The organism is Aestuariibius violaceus (assembly GCF_040779325.2).
Classification (GTDB): Bacteria; Pseudomonadota; Alphaproteobacteria; order Rhodobacterales; family Rhodobacteraceae; genus Aestuariibius; species Aestuariibius violaceus.
Window position 1 is genome coordinate 191,971 of the sequence record NZ_JBFONT020000001.1, and the last position, 22,178, is coordinate 214,148.

At 64.0% G+C, this 22,178-nt stretch carries 18 protein-coding genes; 10 read left to right on the plus strand and 8 right to left on the minus strand.

What is annotated here, in order from left to right:
* The first annotated feature begins 110 nt into the window (after positions 1–110).
* The 5 genes from AADZ90_RS00970 (at position 111) to AADZ90_RS00990 (ending at position 7,268) form a co-directional block, all read left to right on the plus strand.
* A complete protein-coding gene (locus AADZ90_RS00970) occupies positions 111–2,228 on the plus strand; it encodes a glycosyltransferase (RefSeq protein WP_367311339.1) in 2,118 nt (705 codons plus the stop codon).
* A 57-nt stretch (positions 2,229–2,285) separates the two neighbouring features.
* The gene (pncB, locus tag AADZ90_RS00975) at positions 2,286–3,578 is read left to right on the plus strand and encodes a nicotinate phosphoribosyltransferase (protein WP_367311338.1); all 1,293 of its coding nucleotides are present in this window, start codon (positions 2,286–2,288) and stop codon (positions 3,576–3,578) included.
* Positions 3,579–3,632: 54 nt separating this feature from the next.
* On the plus strand, positions 3,633–4,700 hold the full coding sequence (locus AADZ90_RS00980) for a GTP pyrophosphokinase (protein ID WP_367311337.1): 1,068 nt from the start codon (positions 3,633–3,635) through the stop codon (positions 4,698–4,700).
* Between the two features lie 594 nt (positions 4,701–5,294).
* The gene (locus AADZ90_RS00985) at positions 5,295–6,293 is read left to right on the plus strand and encodes a serine hydrolase domain-containing protein (protein ID WP_367311336.1); all 999 of its coding nucleotides are present in this window, start codon (positions 5,295–5,297) and stop codon (positions 6,291–6,293) included.
* A 372-nt stretch (positions 6,294–6,665) separates the two neighbouring features.
* Entirely contained in the window at positions 6,666–7,268 is a 603-nt protein-coding gene (locus AADZ90_RS00990; RefSeq protein ID WP_367311335.1) for a methylated-DNA--[protein]-cysteine S-methyltransferase, read from the plus strand.
* 15 nt (positions 7,269–7,283) lie between these two features.
* Here AADZ90_RS00990 and AADZ90_RS00995 read toward each other — a convergent pair whose 3' ends face one another.
* The 3 genes from AADZ90_RS00995 to AADZ90_RS01005 all read right to left on the minus strand — a co-directional run bounded on the left by AADZ90_RS00995 (position 7,284) and on the right by AADZ90_RS01005 (position 10,835).
* Positions 7,284–9,242 carry a bifunctional 2',3'-cyclic-nucleotide 2'-phosphodiesterase/3'-nucleotidase gene (locus AADZ90_RS00995; protein WP_367311334.1) on the minus strand — a complete coding sequence of 653 codons (1,959 nt, stop codon included), beginning with the start codon at positions 9,240–9,242 and terminating at the stop codon, positions 7,284–7,286.
* A 91-nt stretch (positions 9,243–9,333) separates the two neighbouring features.
* Complete coding sequence (locus AADZ90_RS01000; protein ID WP_367311333.1) at positions 9,334–10,149, minus strand: GNAT family N-acetyltransferase; 816 nt, start codon at positions 10,147–10,149, stop codon at positions 9,334–9,336.
* A complete protein-coding gene (locus tag AADZ90_RS01005) occupies positions 10,146–10,835 on the minus strand; it encodes a GntR family transcriptional regulator (RefSeq protein ID WP_367311332.1) in 690 nt (229 codons plus the stop codon). The genes AADZ90_RS01000 and AADZ90_RS01005 overlap by 4 nt, the downstream gene beginning before the upstream one ends.
* A gap of 232 nt (positions 10,836–11,067) precedes the next feature.
* On the opposite strand from AADZ90_RS01005, the gene AADZ90_RS01010 reads away from it, so the two are divergent.
* From AADZ90_RS01010 to AADZ90_RS01030, 5 genes are all read left to right on the plus strand, one after another.
* Positions 11,068–12,051: an ABC transporter ATP-binding protein gene (locus tag AADZ90_RS01010; RefSeq protein ID WP_367311555.1), complete on the plus strand. Its 984-nt coding sequence runs from the start codon at positions 11,068–11,070 to the stop codon at positions 12,049–12,051.
* 36 nt (positions 12,052–12,087) lie between these two features.
* Positions 12,088–13,353: an ABC transporter substrate-binding protein gene (locus tag AADZ90_RS01015; protein ID WP_367311554.1), complete on the plus strand. Its 1,266-nt coding sequence runs from the start codon at positions 12,088–12,090 to the stop codon at positions 13,351–13,353.
* 77 nt (positions 13,354–13,430) lie between these two features.
* Positions 13,431–14,342 (plus strand): ABC transporter permease, encoded by a 912-nt coding sequence (locus tag AADZ90_RS01020; RefSeq protein ID WP_367311331.1) that lies wholly within the window; start codon positions 13,431–13,433, stop codon positions 14,340–14,342.
* A gap of 1 nt (position 14,343) precedes the next feature.
* Complete coding sequence (locus AADZ90_RS01025) at positions 14,344–15,183, plus strand: ABC transporter permease (protein WP_367311330.1); 840 nt, start codon at positions 14,344–14,346, stop codon at positions 15,181–15,183.
* Positions 15,184–15,186: 3 nt separating this feature from the next.
* The gene (locus AADZ90_RS01030; RefSeq protein WP_367311329.1) at positions 15,187–15,849 is read left to right on the plus strand and encodes an aspartate/glutamate racemase family protein; all 663 of its coding nucleotides are present in this window, start codon (positions 15,187–15,189) and stop codon (positions 15,847–15,849) included.
* A 7-nt stretch (positions 15,850–15,856) separates the two neighbouring features.
* Here the strand turns inward: AADZ90_RS01030 and AADZ90_RS01035 are convergent, their stop codons facing one another.
* From AADZ90_RS01035 to AADZ90_RS01055, 5 genes are read right to left on the minus strand one after another with little or no spacing between them, the layout of a single operon-like run.
* On the minus strand, positions 15,857–16,330 hold the full coding sequence (locus AADZ90_RS01035; protein WP_367311328.1) for a hypothetical protein: 474 nt from the start codon (positions 16,328–16,330) through the stop codon (positions 15,857–15,859).
* The gene (locus AADZ90_RS01040) at positions 16,327–16,866 is read right to left on the minus strand and encodes a GspMb/PilO family protein (RefSeq protein WP_367311327.1); all 540 of its coding nucleotides are present in this window, start codon (positions 16,864–16,866) and stop codon (positions 16,327–16,329) included. Before AADZ90_RS01040 ends, AADZ90_RS01035 begins: the two co-directional genes overlap by 4 nt.
* Positions 16,863–17,876, minus strand: a complete 1,014-nt coding sequence (locus tag AADZ90_RS01045) for a PilN domain-containing protein (RefSeq protein ID WP_367311326.1) — start codon at positions 17,874–17,876, stop codon at positions 16,863–16,865. Before AADZ90_RS01045 ends, AADZ90_RS01040 begins: the two co-directional genes overlap by 4 nt.
* Positions 17,877–17,896: 20 nt before the next feature.
* Complete coding sequence (locus AADZ90_RS01050; RefSeq protein ID WP_367311325.1) at positions 17,897–19,204, minus strand: DUF1501 domain-containing protein; 1,308 nt, start codon at positions 19,202–19,204, stop codon at positions 17,897–17,899.
* A gap of 23 nt (positions 19,205–19,227) precedes the next feature.
* Positions 19,228–21,951 (minus strand): DUF1800 family protein, encoded by a 2,724-nt coding sequence (locus AADZ90_RS01055; protein ID WP_367311324.1) that lies wholly within the window; start codon positions 21,949–21,951, stop codon positions 19,228–19,230.
* Between the last annotated feature and the right edge of the window lie 227 nt (positions 21,952–22,178).

Here is a 22,178-nt window from a genome sequence, read left to right on the forward strand (position 1 = left end):
CGGACCCTAGATTCGCAGGTCGGCGCCCACGGATCCTCCGCACGCTCCTGGTTTGAAAACGGATGCCGGTCAAGCTAGAGCTTCCGCACAGGATCAACGCAAGGTGCCCAGTGCTGAAAGCCTACTTCGTCAACTCGATCCTCACCAACGGCACCAAGGATGAAGTTCGCTGGCTCGAGGGCATAAACGCCTATCTTGCCGGTTTCGACCTGACCCCGCTTTCCCTGCGCAGCGGCAGCGATCCGGTCCTGCAGCGCCTGTCGGCCCCGCCGCCGCCCGCTGTCACCGAGGGGCCTTTGATCTCTGTGCTGATGCCGGTCCATAATAGCGGACCGGTGCTGGAACACTCGGTTCGGTCCGTGCTGGATCAAAGCTGGCGCAATCTCGAGTTGATGATCTGCGACGATGCCAGCACCGACAACAGTTGGGAGATCCTCCTTCGTCTCGCCGCCGAAGACAATCGCATCCGCCTTCTACAGAATCCCGTCCGGGTCGGCCCTCATGTCTCGAACAACCGGGCGGTCCATGCGGCCAGCGGCGACTACCTCACCCTGCAGGATCAGCACAGCTGGTCCCATCCCGCTCGGATCGCCCGGCAGGTCGGCGCGATCGCGGCGTCGGATGACCCCGCCCACCTGGCCGGTGCGATCCGGATGGACCGGGCCGGCCGGCCGGGACGCCACCTGCCCTTTACCGCAAACTCTCGCGACGGGGTCACCGTAGCCCGCCCGGCGGCCCTGATGATCAAGACCCGCTTCTTCGACGAGGTTCTGGGAAACTGGGACGGCGTCCGGCTGGAGGCCGACCGGGAGTTGATCGGCCGCCTCTACCGCTTCTCCCGAAAGAAGCTGCCAAGGTATCTCGTGCCGCTGATCTTCGCGCCGAAGGCGGCTGATCCAGTTGATGGCTGGACGAGTGATCTTTCGAAGGCGCGCAGGCAGTACCGCAGGGCAATGCGGTCGTGGCACGCCCATCTGAAACAACCGAACCTCTGGCTGCCTTTCCCGCAGAAGGAACGGCCGTTTCCCGCGCCGCCCGCTCTTCTCAACGCACCCGAAGATATCTCGCGCGCCCTCGACGGCCCCGCGCCGCCACGCCGGATCCTGACGGCACGGATTGCGACAATCACCAACTGCCGATTTCCCGGCGGCAATGCGTCATCGACGATAGACGAGCTTGGGCACTTCGCCGCCTTTGGTTTCGATCCGGTCCTGATCCATTGCCCCAACAGCTACAGCGTCGGCAAAACGCTGACCGATCGCTATAAGGCATGGCCGGGCGGCGTCCGTTTCTCTCACACCTTCGATCGGCTCGAGGTCGATCACGTGATCCTTCGCGGACCATCGACGATCGCAGATACGCCCTTCGCCCGGGAAGTCCTTCCGAAGATCCGCGCAAAACACGGCCACATCGTCGTCAACAACAGCAATCTCCGCCCGTCCGGCGATCCGCATCACGATTCCCGAACCCTCTTTGCCCGCGCAGACGCGCTTTCCGCCGAAAGCGTTGAGATATGCCCGATCAGCCCCGGTATCCGCGCGGAACTGGAAAAGGCGCGCGACGGAATACCCGGCGCTGCCCCTCTTTCCGCTCTGGACTGGAACCCGACCTTCGATACGGCCTCTCTGCTCCGCGACCCGAAGGATCGGATGTCTGCGCCCTATACGATTGGCCGCCATGCCCGCGACACGCTCGAGAAATGGCCGGAGACGGCAGAGCGCATCAGGCAGGCCTACCCGGACCATCCGGACATCCAGGTCAACATCCTCGGCGGGGCCGAGATCCCGCGCGCGATCCTCGAGGGCCTGCCCGCCAACTGGACGGTCCACCCCTATGGCAGCCTCCCCCCGGTCGACTACCTCTCGACCCTCGACGCCTTCGTCTATTTCCCCCACACCTCCTACTACGAAGCCTTCGGCCGCACGATCGTCGAAGCCATCCTGGCGGGCCGCCCCTGCATCCTGCCCGACGACTTCCGCGGCACCTTCGGCGATCTCCCCCTCTATACCGACCCCTCCGGTGTCCACCGGATGCTGACCGCGCTGGCCGCAGACGATACCGCCCGCATCGCCTATCTGCGCGAGGCACAAACCATCGCCGCCGACCGATACCGCACGACCAGCCTCGACAGCCGCTTCCCCGACCTCTTCCCCGAAGCTTCAGCCGCCCACGCCCCCTCCCTCAGCGACGCGGCCCTCGCCTACAAGCACGCCATCGAAGCCAGCTAAGCCTTGCCACCCGCCCCCTTTTCCCGGTCTATGAACCGACCGCTCAGGGAGGGTGACATGGTCGACATCGCCACGCGCGTCTGGAACCACCGCTGGAAGATCGACCCGATCGTCCGGTCCCTGATCGATACCGACTTCTACAAGCTCCTGATGTGCCAGTCGGTCTTCCGCAACCGGCCCGACACCACCGTCACCTTCTCCCTCATCAACCGCTCCACCCACATCCCGCTGGCCGACCTCGTCGACGAGGGCGAGCTGCGCGAACAACTCGACCATGTCCGCACCCTCTCCCTCCGCCGCGGCGAAAGCACCTGGATGCGCGGCAACACCTTCTACGGCAAGCGCCAGATGTTCACCCCCGCCTTCATGGACTGGCTCGAACACTTGGCGCTCCCGCCCTACCACCTGGACCGCGTCGGCGACCAATACGAGCTGACCTTCGAAGGCCCCTGGCCCGAAGTCATGATGTGGGAAATCCCGGCACTCGCCATCCTCATGGAACTCCGCTCCCGCGCCGTCCTCGAAACCATGGGCAAGTTCGAGCTTCAGGTCCTCTACGCCCGCGCCATGACCAAGCTCTGGGAAAAGATCGACCGCCTCCGCGCCCTGCCGGACCTCCGCATCGCCGATTTCGGCACCCGCCGCCGCCACTCCTTCCTCTGGCAGGACTGGTGCGTCCAGGCCATGCAGGAGGGGCTGGGCGACCGCTTCACCGGCACCTCCAACTGCCTCATCGCCAAGAACCGCGACCTCGAGGCGATCGGCACCAACGCCCACGAACTCCCCATGGTCTACGCCGCCCTCGCCCGCGACGACGCGACGCTCGCCCAGGCCCCCTACGACGTGCTGTCGGACTGGCATGAAGAGCATGAGGGCAACCTGCGCATCATCCTCCCCGACACCTACGGCACGAAGGGCTTCCTCGAAAACGCGCCCGACTGGCTGGCGGGCTGGACCGGCATCCGCATCGATTCCGGCGACCCGGTAGAGGGGGCAGAAACCGCGATCCGCTGGTGGCAGTCGCGGGGGGAGGATCCGCACGATAAGCTGATCATCTTCTCCGACGGGCTCGATGCCGACAAGATCGAGGATCTGCACCGCCGCTTCGCCCACCGCACCCGGGTGAGCTTCGGCTGGGGGACGCTGCTGACGAACGATTTTCGAGGGCTCACGGAAGGCGACGCCCTCGCCCCCTTCTCGCTGGTCTGCAAGGCGGTCGCCGCGAACGGGCGACCCACCGTCAAACTCTCCGACAACCCCCGCAAGGCCATGGGCCCGTCCGAGGAGGTCGCCCGCTACAAACGCGTCTTCGGTGTGGGGGAGCAGGTGGAGATGGAGGTTGTGGTTTGACAAATACGAACAACCCCTAGTAGCATTTCTAAGTCGTAACGAGTGGAAATAGACATGGCATCGCCAGACTTTCAGGCCGAAATAGATAACTTCAAATCCTTTTACGATGCGAATACGGCGTTGCATGAGGACGCGCTAGCTTCTGTTCACGCATTGTTGACCTCAATATCAGCAGCAAATGACAACTTAGGAATATCAAAGATCGATTATCGCCTGAAGGATCGTGATGAGTGCATATCAAAGTTTATAAGAAAATATCGCGAACCTCTCGAAAAGAAGAAGGTCGCTTATGAAATCAAAGATCATATTACGGATCTTCTTGGCCTCAGGGTGACCTGCAATTACGAGGATGAGATTGAAAAGATCAAGTCAGCGCTAGAAGAAAATTTTCAGATAATTGATACATCTGATAAGACCGCTGAATTAAATGAAAATGACAACAAATTTGGATATAAGGGGCTTCATATAGACCTTCGACTTAATCCGGACAGGTATGGTCTTCCGGAGTACTCGAGATATAAAAACATGAAGTTTGAAATACAAATCAGAACACTTACTCAAGACGCATGGAGCAACTTAGACCACAAAATAAAGTACAAAAAATCGATACCGGTGGACCTCAAGAGAAGAGTCAATGCCTTGGCTGCGCTCTTCGAAATTGCAGACAGGGAATTCCTCGCAATCCGCGATCTGACAAGCGAATACGAAGAGAAGTCAGAGATAGAATATGGCGACATCGAGCTTGATGAACAGACCTCAATGAAGAGGGGTGCTCAGAAAGACTTCATTAGAGTTCCGCTCGACGCTTTTTCCTTTCTAAGAATATCAGAGCATTTCTTTCCGAAGCACGACTTCGATCACAGCAAAGTAGATTTATTTGTCCAGGATATTTTGGCAATGCGGCCAGAAACCACGAGGGGAAAATTCAATTTTTATATGAAGAATGCGATCAGCAAAGTGAAAGACTACGCCGAGCATCAAAGGATAAATCACGAAAGAAACATGAACCCTTTCACAATGATTCGCCATTGCCTATATTATGGGGAAACTAAGACATTTAAAGAAATGCTCACCCCTAGCGCTAGAAACAATTTTAATGGCTGGCTAATGCCGAAGAATTAGATTATGAGCTCCTTCAATTGAAAGCAGTGCCTCAAATTCTGAAGAGGTTTCAAATAAATCTTTCGTTTCTAGCTCCAGCCACGTCTTGAAGCATTAGATCCATGAATTGGCTATTCGACCGCTCGCCGTGTATCTCTTAGGGTGAATGGCTCTACCATCGAAAAGAAGACCCCCGAGATTAGCACTCAGAAACGATTTGGCATCCCAAGGAGAAAATCTCTATCTCTTCCTTTGACTTTTCCGTCGGCTCCATGCGGCTATTATTCTCCGTTTAGGGGAAAGGACACGGCTGTATTCACCGTTGGATTCTTATTGCGCCGCGCACTACTAATCAACAATCACCTCTGATGATGATCCACCGTTTCCACCCGTTGCGCCCTCTTCCCGACCGCGCTGTCCGGTAACGCAACGGATGTTAGCGCTAAACTCCGACGTGATGCCGACGTGTTGCCGACCGGATGCCGCAGGCCTTTTGGGCCGTTTACCTCCGTTAAGATCCCGGCAAACTCTTGGTAACGAAGGGCCCCCGCCGCTCACGCCGATCTGAGCGTGCGGCCCCTTGAGACTCCGGCCATTTGGCCCACATTGGGCCCCATGTTCACACGCCGCCACACCCTCGCCATGGGCGCCGCCGCCCTCGCCGCGCCCGCCCTTGCCCAGGCCGATCCCTGGGCCGCCCTGCGCCAGCGCATCGCCGAAATCGACCGTCTGCGCGGTGTCATCGTCCTGCAGAACGGCGAGGAGCGTGTGGCCGAGCGCGCCAATGGCCGCGGGCTGAATTCCCGGTACAACGTCAAGTCGGTGTCCAAGACCTTCGTCGCCACGCTCCTCGGCGCGGCCATTGACCGGGGCGTGATCCCTTCGGTCAACACCACGATCGCCCAGGCCGCCCCCCGCCTCATCCCCGCCGCCGCCGACCCCCGCGCGCGCGACATCACGATGGAGGATCTGGTGACCCTGCGCGCCGGTCTCGAACGCACGTCGGGCGGCAATTACGGCGAGTGGATCTCCAGTTCCAACTGGGTTTCCAATGCCTTGGCCCGCCCGATGATCGCCAAACCGGGCGGAAGGATGCTCTATTCCACCGGCTCCACCCACATCCTCGGCGCCGTTCTGGCCGAGGCCTCGGGGCAAAGCCTGCTGACCCTCGCCCGCCGCTGGCTGGGCGATCCGCTCGGCATCGAGATCCCCGCCTGGACGCGCGACCCGCAGGGCTACTACCTCGGCGGCAACGAGATGGCGCTGACGCCGCGCGCAATGGCAAGGTTCGGCGAGATGATCCGCCAGACCGGCGCCTGGAACGGCACCCAGGTCGTGTCCGAGGCGTGGATCACCGAAAGCTTCGAGCCCCGCACCGCCTCCCGCTGGTCCGGCCTCGGCTACGGCTACGGCTGGTTCCTCGGCCGCACCGGAGGCACGGAATACGCCCTCGCCCGAGGCTACGGAGGCCAGATCATCTGCGTCGCCCCCAGCATCGGCCTGACCATCGTCATCGTCAGCGACCCCACCCAACCGGCCCGCTCAGGCGGCTTCTTTTCGGTGTTAATGAACCTTATCGAGAACGAAGCGATCCCCGCCGCCAAACTCAGCTAAACCAAGCCTCCCCCAACCACCCCACCCAAAAGTAACGATCCCCAGGGCACTGACACCGCCAGGCATAGTACTTCACTGCATCAATCGCCCGCCGGTGGAGCGGTTCTGATAAGCCTCGGCTTCCCCCGCCAGACTGCCTGGGAACGACCCCACGTTTGCGCCACACGCCTCGTCCCCAGTTTCTGGCGGACTTCCACAGGCCGGCGCTCAGATTTCGGGATCAGGAAGGGCACGAACCAGCCGAACAGGAGGGCAATCATAAGTTCTTCAGCGCGTCATAGGCCAGAGACCGTGGTCCAGGACACCATCGGATTGAATGGGTTCCACACCACACATCCTTCAGTATCGCTCTAAGTGAGTCCCGCACCGGCGATGGTGGTCCTATCCATCACCTCTTTACCTTACTATGACCGATGGTGCACCTCTCTCTTCCCGACCCCGATCGGTGACTGCGGCATCGCCTGGCGCAATGACGTGATCGTTGCGACGCGCCTTCCGGACAAGAGCTCGATTGAAACAGGCCGTCGTCTGGCCGCGCGGACGGGCGGGGTAAGTGGCGAGCCGCCGGCCGATATCCGATCCGCCATTACGTCGATGACCGCCCTGCTTGAGGAGGAGCGGACAGATCTCACCTCCATCCTCTGCGATCTCAGCGGAATCGATCCCTTTGCGACACAGGTCTATGCCGCGATGCACGCGATCCCGGCCGGCGAGACGTCGACCTACGGCGCGATTGCGGCGCAACTCGGCGACAAGCGGCTCGCGCGGACCGTGGGACTGGCCCTTGGCCGCAATCCGTTGCCGATCATAGTGCCGTGCCATCGCGTCGTAGGAACGGGCGGTAAGCTCACCGGCTTTTCAGGGGCCGACCATGTCGACACGAAGCTTAGAATTCTCACGATCGAGGGCGCGCAGATAGGCGGTGCGCCTGGGTTATTCGATGATCTTCCCCTTGCGGCGAAACCGCGCCGGTAAGGCACCGCGAGAACCTCAAAGCGCGATGCGATAGCGCGCGAAGCCGTCTGGCCCTTCTCCGGCGGGTTCGATCGACACACCCTCGACAGCATCCATATAGCTCTCGGCGGCTGGGCCGGTGTCGAACAGAACCGTGGTTCCGGGCAGCGGCATGAAAGTCCAGTTGGCGTCCGCCGAGGGGCTGATCGTGCCCTGATCGACGATGTAGCGCACGATCACGTCGCGGTTCGTATCGGGCCCTTCAAAGATTACCGTCGATGGGTTGGCGCCGGGGAAGCTGCCGCCACCACCAGCACGGTAATTGTTGGTCGCAACGATGAACTCCTGATCCGGGTCGATCGGTGCGCCTTGATAGGTGAGGTCGACGATCCGGCGTGCGTCCGGGTTCACGACCTCGCCGTCATTATTGTATCGCGACGGCTGCGTCAGATCGATCTGGTACGCCACCCCGTCGATCACGTCGAAATTGTAGGACGGGAAATCGGGGTTCAGCAGGACCTGATCCGCCTCGCCCGCATTGATCTGGTTGAACATCCCCGCAGACCGTTCCAGCCACTCGCGCACGTCGGCCCCGGTGATCCGCACGGCGCGCACCGTGTTGGGATAGAGGTACAGATCCGCCACGTTCTTGATCGCAACCGGCCCCTCAGCCACGTCGGTGTAGTATTCCGGCCCCCCGCGCCCACCGGCCTTGAACGGCGCCGCAGCCGACAGGATCGGCAGCCCCTCATGCTCCGTCCCCGCCATCATCTGCTCGATATACCAGGTCTGGGCGTTCGACACGATCTGGACGGAGGGATCATCGGCCACCAGCGCGAAATAGGAATGCAGCGGCGCATCGGTCTGCCCGACCTCGGCCCGCACATAGGCCAGCGTCGCCTCATGCGCCGCCTCGACGGAGGCGAGCACCTCCTCATCGCTTTCCACCAGTGGCGTGATCGACCGGTCCTCCTCCCGCCGGAAGATCGGACGCGCCTCGGATTTGTGGGAGGCGATGCGCCATGAATTGCCATCCCGCTCGAGCATCAGGTCGACCAGCCCCATATGGCTGCCCCAGAACCCCGCCATGACGCCCGGCTTGCCCATGATCGTGCCTGCCTCGGCATCGACGCCAGGCGTTTCGGCATAATCCGGGCCCGGGAAGACCCGGTGATGGTGCCCGGTCAGCACCACATCGATCCCGTCGACACCCGCCAGCGGGATCGAGGCGTTTTCCATCATGTCGGTATGATCCGCCTCGCCGATGCCCGAATGGCTCAGCGCGATGATGATCTCGGCCCCGTCCTCCCGCATTTGCGGGACATAGGCCTCGGCCGCGGCGACGATATCGCGGACCTGCACGTTGCCTTCCAGATGGCGACGGTCCCAGGTCATGATCTGCGGCGGCACGAAGCCGATGATCCCGATCCGGATCGGAAAGCTCTCGCCCGCGCCGTCGGTCAGCGTCTGATCCAGCATCACATAGGGCGGCACCAGCGTGGTATCGGCCGGCGCGCTGCCCGCCATCTCGGTCGCCACGTTGGCGCAGACCACCGGAAAGGCCGCCCCGGCAACAGAGTTCATGAGGAACGGGATGCCGTAGTTGAACTCGTGGTTGCCCAGCGTCGAGGCATCGAAGCCCAGCGCGTTCATCGCCGCGATCATCGGGTGGATGTCGCCTTCGGACATGCCCCGTTCATAGGCCATGTAATCGCCCATCGGGTTGCCCTGCAGGAAGTCCCCGTTATCGAGCAGGATCGAGTTGGTCGCCTCGCCCCGGATCCCGTCGATCAGCGACGCCGTGCGGGCAAGGCCCACCGTATCCACGGGACGGTCACCGTAGTAGTCGTAAGGATAGATGTGCACATGGATGTCCGTCGTCTCCATGACCCTAAGATGCGCCTGTCCGGCCTGTGCCCGGGCCGAGAACGGATGCAAAGCGATGAAGCCCGCGGTGGATGCAAGAAAGGCGCGGCGATCAAGCAAGATAGGCATACGAAACGTCCCCCGATGGTCGTGTGCGATATGGATTCGAAGCCTACAGCCCGAACTGCCGGCGGGATAGGGGGGTGACCGGGGGAAGGGGCTAACCCAGCTCCAAGGTGGTGACCGCGAAAAGGCCATCGCCAGTCACCGGCGGCGTGCCGCGATACATGCGCGCCGTCTCGAACGTGACGGAAAGGCCAAGCGTCTCGCAGATCCCGGCAAGGGTCGGCGCGCTGTCCGGGACGTCGATCGAGAACGGGCCGGGGAACGCAGCCGCGGCTGCGGCGATCAGGTCCCGCGCCGTGTTCTCGTCCTCTGCGATCAGCGGTCCGATCTTTGCGCCGTCACGGCACCGGCGCACGGTCACAAAGCCTGTTGAGCTGGCGACGAAGGTCTTGCGATGCGCGGTGTCGCGAAACCAGGCCGACAGATAGTCCTCCTTGCGAACGCCAGAGCATTGCGCCTCCCGGTCGATCAGCGTCGGAATATCGGCCGTATCCGCAGGGTCTATCCCTGCGACCTCGCGTCCCGTCAAATCGCCCGAGAACCGGCGCGTCGTCCCGGCCAGGACAAAGCCAGACCGCGCATAATTCGCCTGCTGCTCGGCCACGCCATCCAGGCCGATCGTCCGCTGCCCGGCATGTGCCATCGCCTCTTCCCACAGCGCGAACCCGATGCCGCGCCCGCGGCACTCGGGGCGGCAGATGTAAAGACCGAGAAACGCGAAATCGTCGTTGTGATTGACGACCGAGATCGACGCGACCGGTTTGCCATCCTCCTCGGCAACGAAAAACCCGCCGGGATCAGCGGCATAGAACGCTTCGGCATCATCCAGGCCCGGGTTCCACCCTTCCTCCGCCGCCCAGTCCAGCGCGCGGCGCAGATCCTCTAGCGCCATACGGCGATGGCGGATCATTGCGACAACGCCTCGCGCAGCGACGGCATGGCGCTTTCCTGATCCCGCAGGTCGAGCTGCGACAGAAGATCCAGCAGGTGCCCCTTCATTTGCTCCTCCGCCGAATCCCCGTCATGGCGCCTCAGCGCATCCAGCAGCGCATGATGCGCATGGCTCTCGCACATCGCATTCCGCCGCCGCCAATAGAGCGCGATGACCAGGGACGAGCGTGAGATCAGCTGCCGGATGAACGCCTCGATCGTGGCCTGGTCCGCGATCCGGGCCAGCTCCAGATGGAACTGGCCGGACAGCTTCAGCGCCCGCCCGGCCTCGTCGGCGGCAAGGGCGGCGTGTTCCGCGGCCATATGCGCCTCGAGCAGCGCGATGTCGTCGTCCGTCGCGCGTTCGGCAGCGGCGCGCGCCGTCTGCGGCTCGACCAGCGCGCGCGCCTCAAACACCTCGCGCGCCTCCTTGACCGACGGCTTGGCGACATAGGCGCCGCGGTTCCGCTCGATCGTCAGCAACCCCTCATGGGCCAGCATCCTCAGCGCCTGACGCACCACCGTGCGACCGGTGCCAAAGATCTCGCCCACCTCGTCTTCCGACAACTTCGTGCCCGGCAGGATGCGGTGTTCATGCACCGCTTCGGTCAGCCGAAACGCGATGATCTCGGCGGTCGGGGGCGATGTGGGGTCGAGGTCTTTCATGGCCGGATCCTTTCCCGACTCTCTGGCAGGTTCGCCCCCCCGCGGCAAGATTCCAGAGCATCTGCCCCGATATCTGATCCGGATCGTATACAATCTTTGCCATTTTCGCGAACACAACACATCCAAACTGCCCGCCCTTTCCGCACCGCCGGGATTCACGCCTCGTCCGGGTGCGGAATATCTTCAGCAAGCCTCCAGCCCCTTCCAACGTCGACGGGAAAGAGGGGTCATGGTGCGCAGCGAACTCGATCTTGAACTTGTCAGTCTGACGAAACGCTACGGGCAGACGGTCGCCGTGGACGCGATCACCCATCTGTTCCACGCGGGCACCTATGCGTGCCTGCTCGGTCCGTCGGGCTGCGGCAAATCCTCGACGCTCAGGATGATCGCGGGCCACGAAAGCGTCACCGACGGCAATATCCTTCTGGGCGGGCGTGACATCTCCTACCTGCCACCGGCCAAGCGCGGCACGGCGATGATGTTCCAGAACTACGCCCTGTTCCCGCACCTGACCGTCCTCGACAACGTCGCCTTCAGCCTGCGCATGAAAGGCGTCGACGCCCCGACGCGCCGGGCCCGCGCCGCCGAAATGCTGGAACTCGTCGAAATGACCGGCCTCTCCGACCGGCTTCCCGCGCAGCTTTCAGGCGGCCAGCAACAGCGCGTCGCCCTGGCCCGCGCGCTGATCACCGACCCGCAGGTCCTGCTGCTGGACGAGCCGCTGTCGGCCCTCGACCCGTTCCTGCGCGTGCGGATGCGGGGCGAGCTCAAGCGCCTCCAGCGCGAGCTTGGCATCACCTTCATCCATGTCACCCACGGCCAGGACGAAGCGCTCGCGCTCGCCGACGAAATCGTCGTGATGAACGACGCCCGGATCGAACAATCGGGCCCCACCCGGGATGTCTTCGATGCCCCGAAAACGGCCTTCGTGGCCCAGTTCCTCGGCTCGCATAACGTGATCGCCCTGCCCGAGGGCAAGATCGCCGTCCGCTCGGACGAACTGCGCCTCACCGCACCGGACGGCGCGCGGCTTCAGGGGCGGGTCACCGGCGTCGAATATCAGGGCACCCATGTCGCGCTGCGGGCGATGATCGGCGGCGAACAAGAGGTGACGGCACTTCTGACAGACAAGGATTTCTTCGGCCAACCGAAGGATTTGGGCGAGGCCGTCGGCCTCGACTGGGACAGGAAGGCGGCCCACGCGCTGTCGGCCTGAAAAAGACTTCAAGACGGGGAGACTACGATGACCACAATTCCGAAGATCCGCTATTCACGGCGGTCCATGCTGAAAACGGGCGGCGCGGCGCTGGCCGCGACCGCCCTGCCCGCGCCCATGGTCTGGGGCCAGCAAACGCGGGACATCACGCTGCGCCAGTTCGGCACCGGTGTGTCGAACCTCAACGAGGTGGCCCAGAAGGTGCAGGAAGATCTGGGCTTCACGCTCGAGATGACGGCGCTCGACAGCGACAGCGTGACCCAGCGCGCCGCCACCCAGCCCGACAGTTTCGACATCGCCGATATCGAATACTGGATCTGCAAGAAGGTCTGGCCGACGGGCAACCTGCAGGCGATGGATGTCTCCAGGATCGCCAATTACGACCAGATCGTCGGCATCTTCAAATCGGGCAAGCTGACGCCGGAAAGCGTGATCGCCCAAGGCACCGCGCCGCACACGGTCGGCTTCGTGCCCGAACCGGGGGCCACCACCTTCGCCGATGAAGAAACCGGCTGGATGACCCTCATCCCCACGATCTACAACGCCGATACGCTGGGCATCCGCCCCGACCTGATCGGGCGGCCGATCAGCAACTGGTCCGAGCTTCTGAACCCCGAATTCGCCGGCAAGGCCTCGATCCTCGACATCTCGTCGATCGGGATCATGGATATGGCCATGGTCTGCGAATCCATGGGCGAGATCCAGTATGCCGACAAGGGCAACATGACCCGGGAAGAGATCGACCAGACGATCGCGATCTTCACCGAAGCCAAGCAGAACGGCCAGTTCCGCGCCTTCTGGAAGACCTTCGACGAAAGCGTGAACCTGATGGCGTCGGGCGAGGTTGTGATCCAGTCCATGTGGTCGCCCGCGATCACGGCGGTCAAGTCGCGTGGCATCCCATGCGTCTACCAGCCGCTGGAAGAGGGCTACCGCTCCTGGGGCGGTGGCATCGGCCTGTCCAACTCGCTCAGCGGGATGGAGCTCGACGCGGCCTACGAATACATCAACTGGTATCTCGATGGCTGGGTCGGCGGCTTCCTCATGCGGCAGGGTTACTATTCCGCCGTGCCGGAAACCTCGAAGAATCACATGTCCGAGAACGAGTGGGGCTATTGGTTCGAAGGCGCGGAAGCCACCGAAGAGATCACCAACCCCTTCGGCGACGTCATGGCCCAGCCGGGCGAGGTCCGCGACGGCGGGTCGTTCTACGACCGCATGGGCGCCGTCGCCTGCTGGAACGCCGTCATGGACGAAAACCAGTACATGGTCCGCAAGTGGAACGAGTTCATCGCGGCCTGATCCCGACGTCCAACTGATGTGAACCCCTCTGGCCGGACCTCCCCGGCCAGAGGGTCCCAAGCCGCGAAAGAGGCATCATGACCGAGCAGGCGGTCCAGACCCAGATCCCGGCCCAGCGCCCGATCACGGCGCGCAAACCGCTCTCGCGGCACGCAGTCGGCTGGCTCCTGGCCTCGCCACTGGCGCTAGTGCTGGCCGTCTTCCTCGTCCTACCGATCATCATGATCGGGATCGTCAGCTTCTGGGGCGCGACCGAGTTCTCGATCTACCCGGCCTTCCAGCTCGACAACTACGCCTTCCTCTTCGGATCCGACGTAACCTACCGCGTCTTCTTCAACACCTTCAAATACGCCGCGATCACCTGGGTCTTCACCTTGCTGATCGGCTTCACGGCGGCCTATTTCCTCGCCTTCCACGTCCGGTCGCTCAACTGGCAGATCGCGCTCTTCCTGCTCTGCACCATCCCGTTCTGGACCTCGAACATCATCCGCATGATCTCGTGGATCCCGTTCCTGGGGCGCGAAGGGCTGGCCAATTCCGCGCTCCTCTCCTGGGGCGTCATCGACGCGCCGCTCGAATGGCTGCTCTTCAGCGATTTCAGCGTGATCCTCGCCTTCGTCCACCTCTACACGCTCTTCATGGTGGTCCCGATCTTCAACACGATGATGCGGATCGACCGCTCCCTGATTGAGGCGGCGGCTGATGCCGGCGCCACCGGCTGGCAAACGCTCTGGCATGTCATCATCCCGCTGACGAAGCCCGGGATCATGATCGGCACAATCTTCGTCGTGACCCTCGTGATGGGCGACTTCATCACGGTGCGCTTCATGTCGGGCAGCCAGTCGGCCAATGTGGGCCGCCTGATCTCGAACGATATCGGCCTGCTGCAATACCCCTCCGCCTCTGCCACCGCGGTCGTGCTGCTCGTCACCGTCCTTCTGATGATCAGCATCTTCCTGCGCTTCGTCGACATCCGGAAGGAACTCTGAGATGGAGCCGCGCCCCCGGTCCTTCTACCTCCTCGCCGCGTTCTTCGCGCTGTTCTTGATCTTCCTCTACGGGCCCACGATCACCATCGCGATCCTGTCCTTCCAGGGGCCGCAGGGCGGGCTGACCTTCCCGATGCGCGGCTGGTCGCTCCACTGGTTCCGCGACCTCTTCGAACAACAGGCGGTGGGCGACATCTGGGGCTCGTTCCGGCGGTCCTTCGCGCTGGGCCTCATGGTCATGGTCACGACCGTCGTCGTGTCTGTCATGGGCGGCCTCGCCTTCCGCAAGCGCTTCGCAGGCTCGACCGTGCTGTTCTACCTCATCATCACCTCGCTCGTGATCCCCTCGATCCTGGTGTCGCTGGGCGTTGGCCTGATCTTCTCGCAATCCGGCCTCAACGTGCACTGGTCGACCTCCGGCTTCGGCGCCCAGCTGACCTGGACGCTTCCCTTCGGCCTTCTGATCATGTTCGCCGTCTTCAACCGGTTCGACCGCAGCTACGAGGAGGCCGCCCGCGATCTCGGCGCCTCCCCCTGGCAGACGATCCGCCATGTCGTCCTGCCGATCATCGCCCCCTCGCTGATCGGCGTCGCGCTTTTCGGCTTCACGCTCAGCTACGACGAATTCGCCCGGACGCTTCTGACCGCCGGCGGCTACAACACCCTGCCCTTGGAGATCTTCGGGATGACGACCAACGTCACCACGCCCGTGATCTTCGCCCTCGGCACGCTGACGACCGCCTTTTCCTTCGTCGTGATCGGCGTCTTCCTCCTCATCGTCTGGCTGACCGGGCGGCAGCGCAGGCGGCGCGGGTCCGATGCGGGGCAAGGCCTGGTCTGACCCGTGGCCGTCATCATCATCAATCCCAACAGCACGGCGGCCATGACCGACGCGATGGTGGACACAGGCAGGGCAGCCGCCCCCGCGTTTGCTATCGAGGGGTGGACGTCCACCGGCGGCCCGCCCGCGATCCAGGGCGCCGAAGACGGCGAGGCCGCAACGCCCCCGCTCCTGCGCCTTGTCGACAAGGCCGCAGCCGCAGGGGCCGACGGCATCATCATCGGCTGCTTCGACGACACCGCGCTGGCCAAGGCCGCACAGCGCGCCGCCTGCCCCGTTATCGGCATCGGCCAGGCCGCCTATCACTACTGCGCCCTGCGCCAGTGGCGGTTCAGCGTCGTCACGACGCTCCCCGTCGCGGTTCCGATCATCGAGGGCAACATCGCCGCCTGTGGTCTCTCCCACCACCTCGCCCGGGTCCGCGCGTCGAACGTTCCCGTCCTCGATCTCGAGCGTGGGCCGGAAAGCGCCGCCCAACTGATCCTGAATGAAGCCGAAGACGCCATTCGCCAGGATGGGATCGACGCGATCATCCTCGGATGCGCCGGGATGACGAAAGTGGTTCAGACGGTCAGGTCGGCGCTGGATTTCCGGATCATCGATCCCGTCACCGCGGCCATCCGCTGCATGGGCTGGCTGCACCCATCCCTGGACCAGCGCCCCTGAAAGCGGCTCAGCCGTTCTCCAGATCGATCGCCGTCGTCTCACCCGCATCGTCCCGCAGCAGGACGCGGGTTCGCTCGATCTCTTCCACGGTCCACCGGTCGATCCTGTCGCCGACCTCTGCCATCAGCAGCTCCGACCGGTTCGAGGCGCGGAAGAACGCGATATAGCCGTCATTCGTATCGCCCACGATGCCGGACAGCTGGATGACGACGTTCTGCGGATCGGGCACCGCGATCGGCTCTTCGGCGACCGGCGCCGGGGGGCGGCGGCTGACATGGAACAGCGGCGCCTGGGTCAACGCCCCCGGCGCGACGCCGGGCGCGTCCGGTATCAATCCGGCGGGGCTGCGCGCGGGGCCAGACCCGGTCTCGGCCCCGTTCGGCAACACCAGCATCACCGCGCAAAGGCACGCCACGCCGCCCAGCACGGTTTCCCGGCTCAACCGTTCGGTCACAAGGCGGGTTACGTCGGCGAAGGTCATGGCTGAAGATACGCCTCCAGCGTCATCTGGATGGCGATCCGGCGGGTCGGATCGCTCCGGCTCAGCGTGCGCGCCCGCCGCAGCTCGATCTCGGTCGCCGCGATCAGCGGCTCGGCATCGGCCACAGCATAGAGAAAATCTTCCAACCGGTCCTCGGGGATTGCCCCAGCGAGGACCATCCCGATCGTCAGAAGCGGCCCGTCCGGCGTCACCTCGCGCGCCCGGATCACTTCGATCTCCAGCCCATGCGCCGCCGCCAGCGCCTGAGCGTCTGTCTGCAGGCGCGTCTGCGCCTCGCGCGGGGTCCCAGCGGCATAAAGCGCTGCCGCAAAGGCCCCGTCAGAGGTCGCCACCCGCGCCTCGACAGCCTCGGCCCGCTCGGTCACCGCGCGCAGCTCGGCCAGGCTGGAACTGCGGGCCTCCACCGCCCGCCAGGCGAGCAGGACAAAGACCAGCGCAATCCCGAAAGCCACATATTCCAGCACCCGGCCGATCCGGGCAGGCTTGTCACGGTCGGCAAAGACGATCTGGCTCATCGCCCCGCCCCCGTCAGCGTCGCATCGATCCGGAACCGCTCGATCCCCTGGCTGTTGTCTCGCGTCACCGGCGCCGCAAAGCGCGGATCGCTCAGCCCCGGCGTCGCCGCCAGCAGATCGCTCAATGCCGCAGCCGATGGCGTAAAGCCCGTCAGGCTGACCTCCCCGCCATCGATGGTCAGCCGCTCCAGCCACGACTCGGCCGGAATGCGCCCGGCCAGAACCGTGGGCAGGCTCAGCCGGCTTTGCGACGCCGCGGCAGCCTGACCAACTGTCCGACGCGCACTGTCCTGCACCGCCAAAGCTGCGATCTGCGACCGTGCCGCATCGGCCTCCGTCGACAGGCTCATATGCCGCAACTGGACCACCGACAGCGCGATCAGCGCCACCGCCAGAAACGCGGCCGAGATCATCACCGTCCCGCGCAGCCGCGCCGGGATCGCCCCGCGCGGGGCTTCTTCCGCCGGCGCCGCCCAGTCAGGCAACGCGCTCAGCGCGTCCTCCCCAAGGCCCAGCGAGACCCGCGAAATGCGATAGCCGCTCTCCTCCACCATGGTCAGGAGCGGCGCGATGGTCTGGCGCAGGATCACGCAGGCCCGCAGATGCCAGCCCTCTCCGGGGCGCTCTTCCAGCCGCCACAGCCACAGCGACTCTGCCTCTTCGAATGGCGAGCGCACCGATAGCTCGACGGCAATCATATCCTCAAGCTCGCGCAGGGACGCGTCGGGCAGGGTCAGCTCGATCTCAAGACACTCTTCGGACGGCAGCACGATCTCCACATGGCGCGCCCGCTCGATCCGCGGCTTCGCCTCGTCCAGACCAATCGGCTGCCCGTCCTCGCCCAGCACCACTGGCACGCCGCCCGAAACGGTCAGCGCGACGTCGCCCGGCTCGGGCGCGCGCAGATCGCCGCGCAGCCAGCGCCACCCCGCCTCCAGGGCGGCAGTCGACGGCACCTTCAGCTGGTCAAAACCGATCTTTCCGAAAGGGACCTTCGTCCCAAACCCCATATACGCCACTGCGTCCTTCGCTACGCCACCCGAGTGAACAGATTGCGATTGGTCACGTTGATCCCAGGCAGGACCGTCCCGATCATTGCCTCAGGCAGCCCCATATGCCGGATCATGATTTCCGAGACAATGTCGCGGTAATCGATCAGGTTCGGCATGTAGCGCCCGCGCTCCAGATTGCTGTCGTCAAGCGATGCGACATCCTCTGCCGCCATCCCGCCGACGGTCGGCCCGCCAAAGGCAAACCACGCACCGCCATGGCCGTGATCGGTGCCTTCGTTGCCGTTCTCGTAGACGGTCCGCCCGAATTCGCTGCCGACCAGCACGACGACGTCGTCGCGCAGCTCCGAGATATCCCGCCAGAAGGTCAGGAAATCCGTCGCCCCGGCGGTCATGTTCCGGTGATAGCCCTTGTTCTGGTCGACGAAGCGGTCCGCGCCATCCGCAATCTGGTTCGAATGCGTGTCCCAGCCGATATTCCAGTCGAGCGACGCGACCGACAGCGGCACGCCCGCCTTCAAAAGCTGCGCCGTCAGCCGCAGGCCACGGCCCAGCGGGCTGCCCGAATAGTCAAGGCCCCCGGCCGACGGCGTATAATCCGCCCCCGCCGCCTGGATCTCGGCGATCGTATCGACCAGCACGATCTGCTGCTCGCGCACCCGCGCCTCGGCTTCCGGCAGGTCGACCTCGTGGCTCGACACTTCGCGCATCATCTCGGTCAGGCGGTTCTCGGCGCAGCCGGAGCCGCTGCAGAAATCCCCGCTCCGGACGTCGAAACCGCCCGCGCTCGACACGGCCGGAACCGCGATCTCGCCCCGCATCTCGGTCGCGATGGAACTCTTGCCCAGCGACGCGCCCCGCAGCGGATGGTCAGTCGCGTTCACCGCCTGGAGGTAGCGGTTGAGGTACCCGTCCACCAGATTGTTCCGCATCCCGGTGCCGATCCAGCGCTGGCAATCGAAATGCGACCGGTTGCCTTCCTCAAGCGCGGCAGACGGCGCGACCATCATCCGGCCGCTCTCCCAGATCTCCATCATCGCAGCCATGTTCGGGTTCATGCCCCGGATCGGATGGCCCAGATCGAGCGCAGAGTTCGGATCGTTGCTTGGCGCCTCGATCGCGATGTTCGGGCGCACGTTGAAATAGGTCATGTCGCCAAACCGCGGGAACAGGTGCAACCCGTCCGCCCCGCCCCGCATGAACACCTTGACCAGCGTCTTGGTCCCCGCCTCCTGGGCAAAGGCGAATTTCGGTGCGCCGACCGTTCCCACAGCCGAAGCTGCGGCGGTCAGGGCGGCGGTTCTCAGGAAATCTCTACGGGTCTGCATATCACCACTCCCCAGATCTTAAATCACTGCACGTGGAAGCTGGGCATCACCGCGATCGTCGCGATGGCCCGGTCGAAGGCGGGGCCTTCATCTTCCGTCATGGGCTCGAAGATGCCGTCCGGCCCGCGCAACTCGGCCAGAAGCGCCTCGAACTCGTCGGGCCGGAACCGGTCCGCCGTTGCCACTGCGAACAGGTAGGCCGCGACCTCTTCCGTCGTTTCCAGACCGGCATCCAGGATTCGCTGCTGCAATTCGGAGTTATGCCGCCCCGCCTGATCCGCGATCTCGAGGATCTTGCGGTACTGCGCCTGGAACGCGGCCGAGGTCGTCCAGGCCGTGCCATACTCGGCCAGCCCCGTCGGCGCCGGGGCGCGGAACGAGTTGTACCCGGCATTCCACGACGCTTCACGGAACCGGCTCAGGAAATCGCGCGCCGTCATCCCGTCGCCGGGTTGCATCCCAAAGGCCCGCGCAACAGACACGGCATATTCGAACGGCGTCTTGGTCTTCGACTTGGCCAGCGTCGTGAAATCCGGATGCAGCAGGATCGCGCGTACCATCTCACCGGCGCTGCCGTCATTGGCGACCCAGGCCGCCGCACAGGCATCGATGAATTGCTGCGGCGGCGTGTCGGCCACCAGCCGCTGCACCAGCTTGCCGCAGACAAAGTCGATGGTCCGCGCATCCTCGGCCAGCAGCGCGATCAGCTCTTCGCCTTCCTCGACGCCTGCATCACCGCTCCGGCCCGCAATGGTCGTGGCGAGGAACGGGATCACCTTGTCCTCGCTGTCGTGGCGATCCGGCTGGAACTCGAACTCATACCGGCGCTGGACGCTGGAATCGGGATTCTCCGGCCCGACCTCGTCATAGCGCCATCCGGTAAAGACGCGGCTGACCGCGATCACGTCGTCATCGCCATAGCCGCCGTCGACACCGACGGTATGCAGCTCCAGGATCTCACGCCCGTAATTCTCGTTCAGGTTCCCTGCACGGCTTTGATCATTGTCGAGGTATTGCGACATCAGCGGGCTGCGCGCGCTGTAGAGCAACAGGTCCTCGAACCGCCCGAAGGCGTTTTCCCGGAAGAACCGCCGGTCGGTCAGCGCCTGATGGACGATCGACGAATCCTTGTTGATCGCGTGGAAATGGTTCCACCAAAAATCGCCGACAACCTCTTGCAGCTGCTTCTCCGAGAACATGGCATAGGCCAGGTTCTCGTCCATGATGTTCTCGAAGAAGCGCCCGCTCGACGTGGTCTCATCATCGCCCAGATCGTCCAGGCCGCTGTTTTCAAAGAAAGCGTCATCGATGCTGTCGGGGTTCAGCTGCTCCTCGACATAGGCCGCAAAGCCCTGCGCCCGGACGCGCGAATACAGATCGGGTGTCGGCCCGAAGGTCATCCGCGACAGCGCCTGCGCGGCCCCGTCTGCGGGCAACGCCGTCTCAAAGCTGTAGGTCACCGCGGCCGTCGCGACCTCGTCGCTCGCCGTCGAGGCGCCGGTCAGCGTGATCGTGACGTTGCCGCTCGACAGGTCTTCCTCGAACAGCCGCACCGCGAACTGCCCGGTATTCGGCCCGACCTCGACCCGGTCGGTGCGCCCGGATGGGGCGACCGTCACATCAACCACGTCGAAGGCCGCCGGGTCCATCACTGCGCCGAACAGCGTCTGACCGGTCGACGAGATCGTCGTGGCATCCGCGCCCGCGCTCAGCAGTTGCACGGCCATCGTCGGCTCCACGTCCGTCGGCGGGGCCAGCGGGCCCAGACCCACGGTCGGCCCACCTGTGGCGGGAGGTGTCGGTGTCGGCGTGGGAGTCGGTGTCGGCGTAGGCGTCCCGCCGCCCCCAGCTGTCGGCGGGGTCGATCCGCCGCCGGTGCCGCCACCGCCAGTGCCGCCACCCGAGCCGCCGCCCGATCCACCGGACCCACCGCCACTGCCACCACCGGAGTTGCCCGACCCAAGGGAGGCCGGGATCACCGGCACGGAGGTCGTGCCACCGCCCGAACTGCTCTCTGTTTCTGAGGTGCCGCCTGCGCTGGCCATCTGCGTGCCGCCTGTCGGCATCGGCGCCGCGCCGGGCGCGCCCCCGTCGGCGGAGGCCGCTGCCGGCTGGGCGCCCGCCCGGTTCCGCCCACCGATCTCGAACCGCTCCGGCAGGTTCGGCTCGGCCAGGGCGACCTGTGTTGTCTGCCCGGCCGTGCTCGACATCGCGGCGGCTACATGCGTCACCGGCATCTCGCCGGGCTCCAGCGGCTCGGCCGTCTCAAGGATCGCAACCGGGTCCTGCCCCAGCCGCGCAATCGACACCTGGTCAAGGTAGGCGCGGCTCAGCGCAGCCGCGCCCTTGGCTTCGAACTCGATCAGATGCGCGCCTTCCTGCAGGCTTATGAAGACCTGAACGCTCTCCTCCGCAGGCGCATCCGCCGGGTCGGGGTCGAGCACCGATTGTCCGTTGATAACGATCTCCACCGGGTCCGACGGCACCGACAGCACATAGGTGCCCGCGCTGCCAACCTCGAAGCTGAACCGGTCGGGAACCGCATCGCCCGCCATCCCGTCGGCGGCGACTTTCGTCTCGCGAAGTCCGTCGCTCTCACCGGCGGGGATATCGCTCAGAATGGAGAAGGGAGGTTTCGCTTTTTCCACCGCCTCGCCGGTCTCGGCGATCACCACGGTTCCAACGGCAAAGAGCCCCGCGCAGGCCACAAGAATAACGGGGGTAACATACGGTCGTGCAGTCTTCATAATCATCTACTCCGCGGCAGTCCGGAATAACGGGGGTAGGGGCGCAGGTAGACGCCCAGAACGCGTCAATGGATTGCCTTAAATTAAGGTTCATTTCGGACAAAAGCCGCCACAATCCCGCCGTATTTAGGCGAAAAGACGGAGCCCTACGCTAGATTTGGGCAAATCTGGCCCAAATCAACAGATTGTTTCCTAGTGGCGGGAGCGATGACACAGCCAGAACGCGA

What these genes read in the sequence shown, in the direction of transcription:
- pncB (WP_367311338.1), top strand. Translation starts at nt 2,286, where the DNA reads ATGGTCGACATCGCCACGCGCGTCTGGAACCACCGCTGGAAGATCGAC.
- AADZ90_RS00980 (WP_367311337.1), top strand. Translation starts at nt 3,633, where the DNA reads ATGGCATCGCCAGACTTTCAGGCCGAAATAGATAACTTCAAATCCTTT.
- AADZ90_RS00985 (WP_367311336.1), top strand. Translation starts at nt 5,295, where the DNA reads ATGTTCACACGCCGCCACACCCTCGCCATGGGCGCCGCCGCCCTCGCC.
- AADZ90_RS00990 (WP_367311335.1), top strand. Translation starts at nt 6,666, where the DNA reads ATGGTGGTCCTATCCATCACCTCTTTACCTTACTATGACCGATGGTGC.
- AADZ90_RS00995 (WP_367311334.1), bottom strand. Translation starts at nt 9,242, where the DNA reads ATGCCTATCTTGCTTGATCGCCGCGCCTTTCTTGCATCCACCGCGGGC.
- AADZ90_RS01000 (WP_367311333.1), bottom strand. Translation starts at nt 10,149, where the DNA reads ATGATCCGCCATCGCCGTATGGCGCTAGAGGATCTGCGCCGCGCGCTG.
- AADZ90_RS01005 (WP_367311332.1), bottom strand. Translation starts at nt 10,835, where the DNA reads ATGAAAGACCTCGACCCCACATCGCCCCCGACCGCCGAGATCATCGCG.
- AADZ90_RS01020 (WP_367311331.1), top strand. Translation starts at nt 13,431, where the DNA reads ATGACCGAGCAGGCGGTCCAGACCCAGATCCCGGCCCAGCGCCCGATC.
- AADZ90_RS01025 (WP_367311330.1), top strand. Translation starts at nt 14,344, where the DNA reads ATGGAGCCGCGCCCCCGGTCCTTCTACCTCCTCGCCGCGTTCTTCGCG.
- AADZ90_RS01035 (WP_367311328.1), bottom strand. Translation starts at nt 16,330, where the DNA reads ATGACCTTCGCCGACGTAACCCGCCTTGTGACCGAACGGTTGAGCCGG.
- AADZ90_RS01040 (WP_367311327.1), bottom strand. Translation starts at nt 16,866, where the DNA reads ATGAGCCAGATCGTCTTTGCCGACCGTGACAAGCCTGCCCGGATCGGC.
- AADZ90_RS01045 (WP_367311326.1), bottom strand. Translation starts at nt 17,876, where the DNA reads ATGGGGTTTGGGACGAAGGTCCCTTTCGGAAAGATCGGTTTTGACCAG.
- AADZ90_RS01050 (WP_367311325.1), bottom strand. Translation starts at nt 19,204, where the DNA reads ATGCAGACCCGTAGAGATTTCCTGAGAACCGCCGCCCTGACCGCCGCA.
- AADZ90_RS01055 (WP_367311324.1), bottom strand. Translation starts at nt 21,951, where the DNA reads ATGAAGACTGCACGACCGTATGTTACCCCCGTTATTCTTGTGGCCTGC.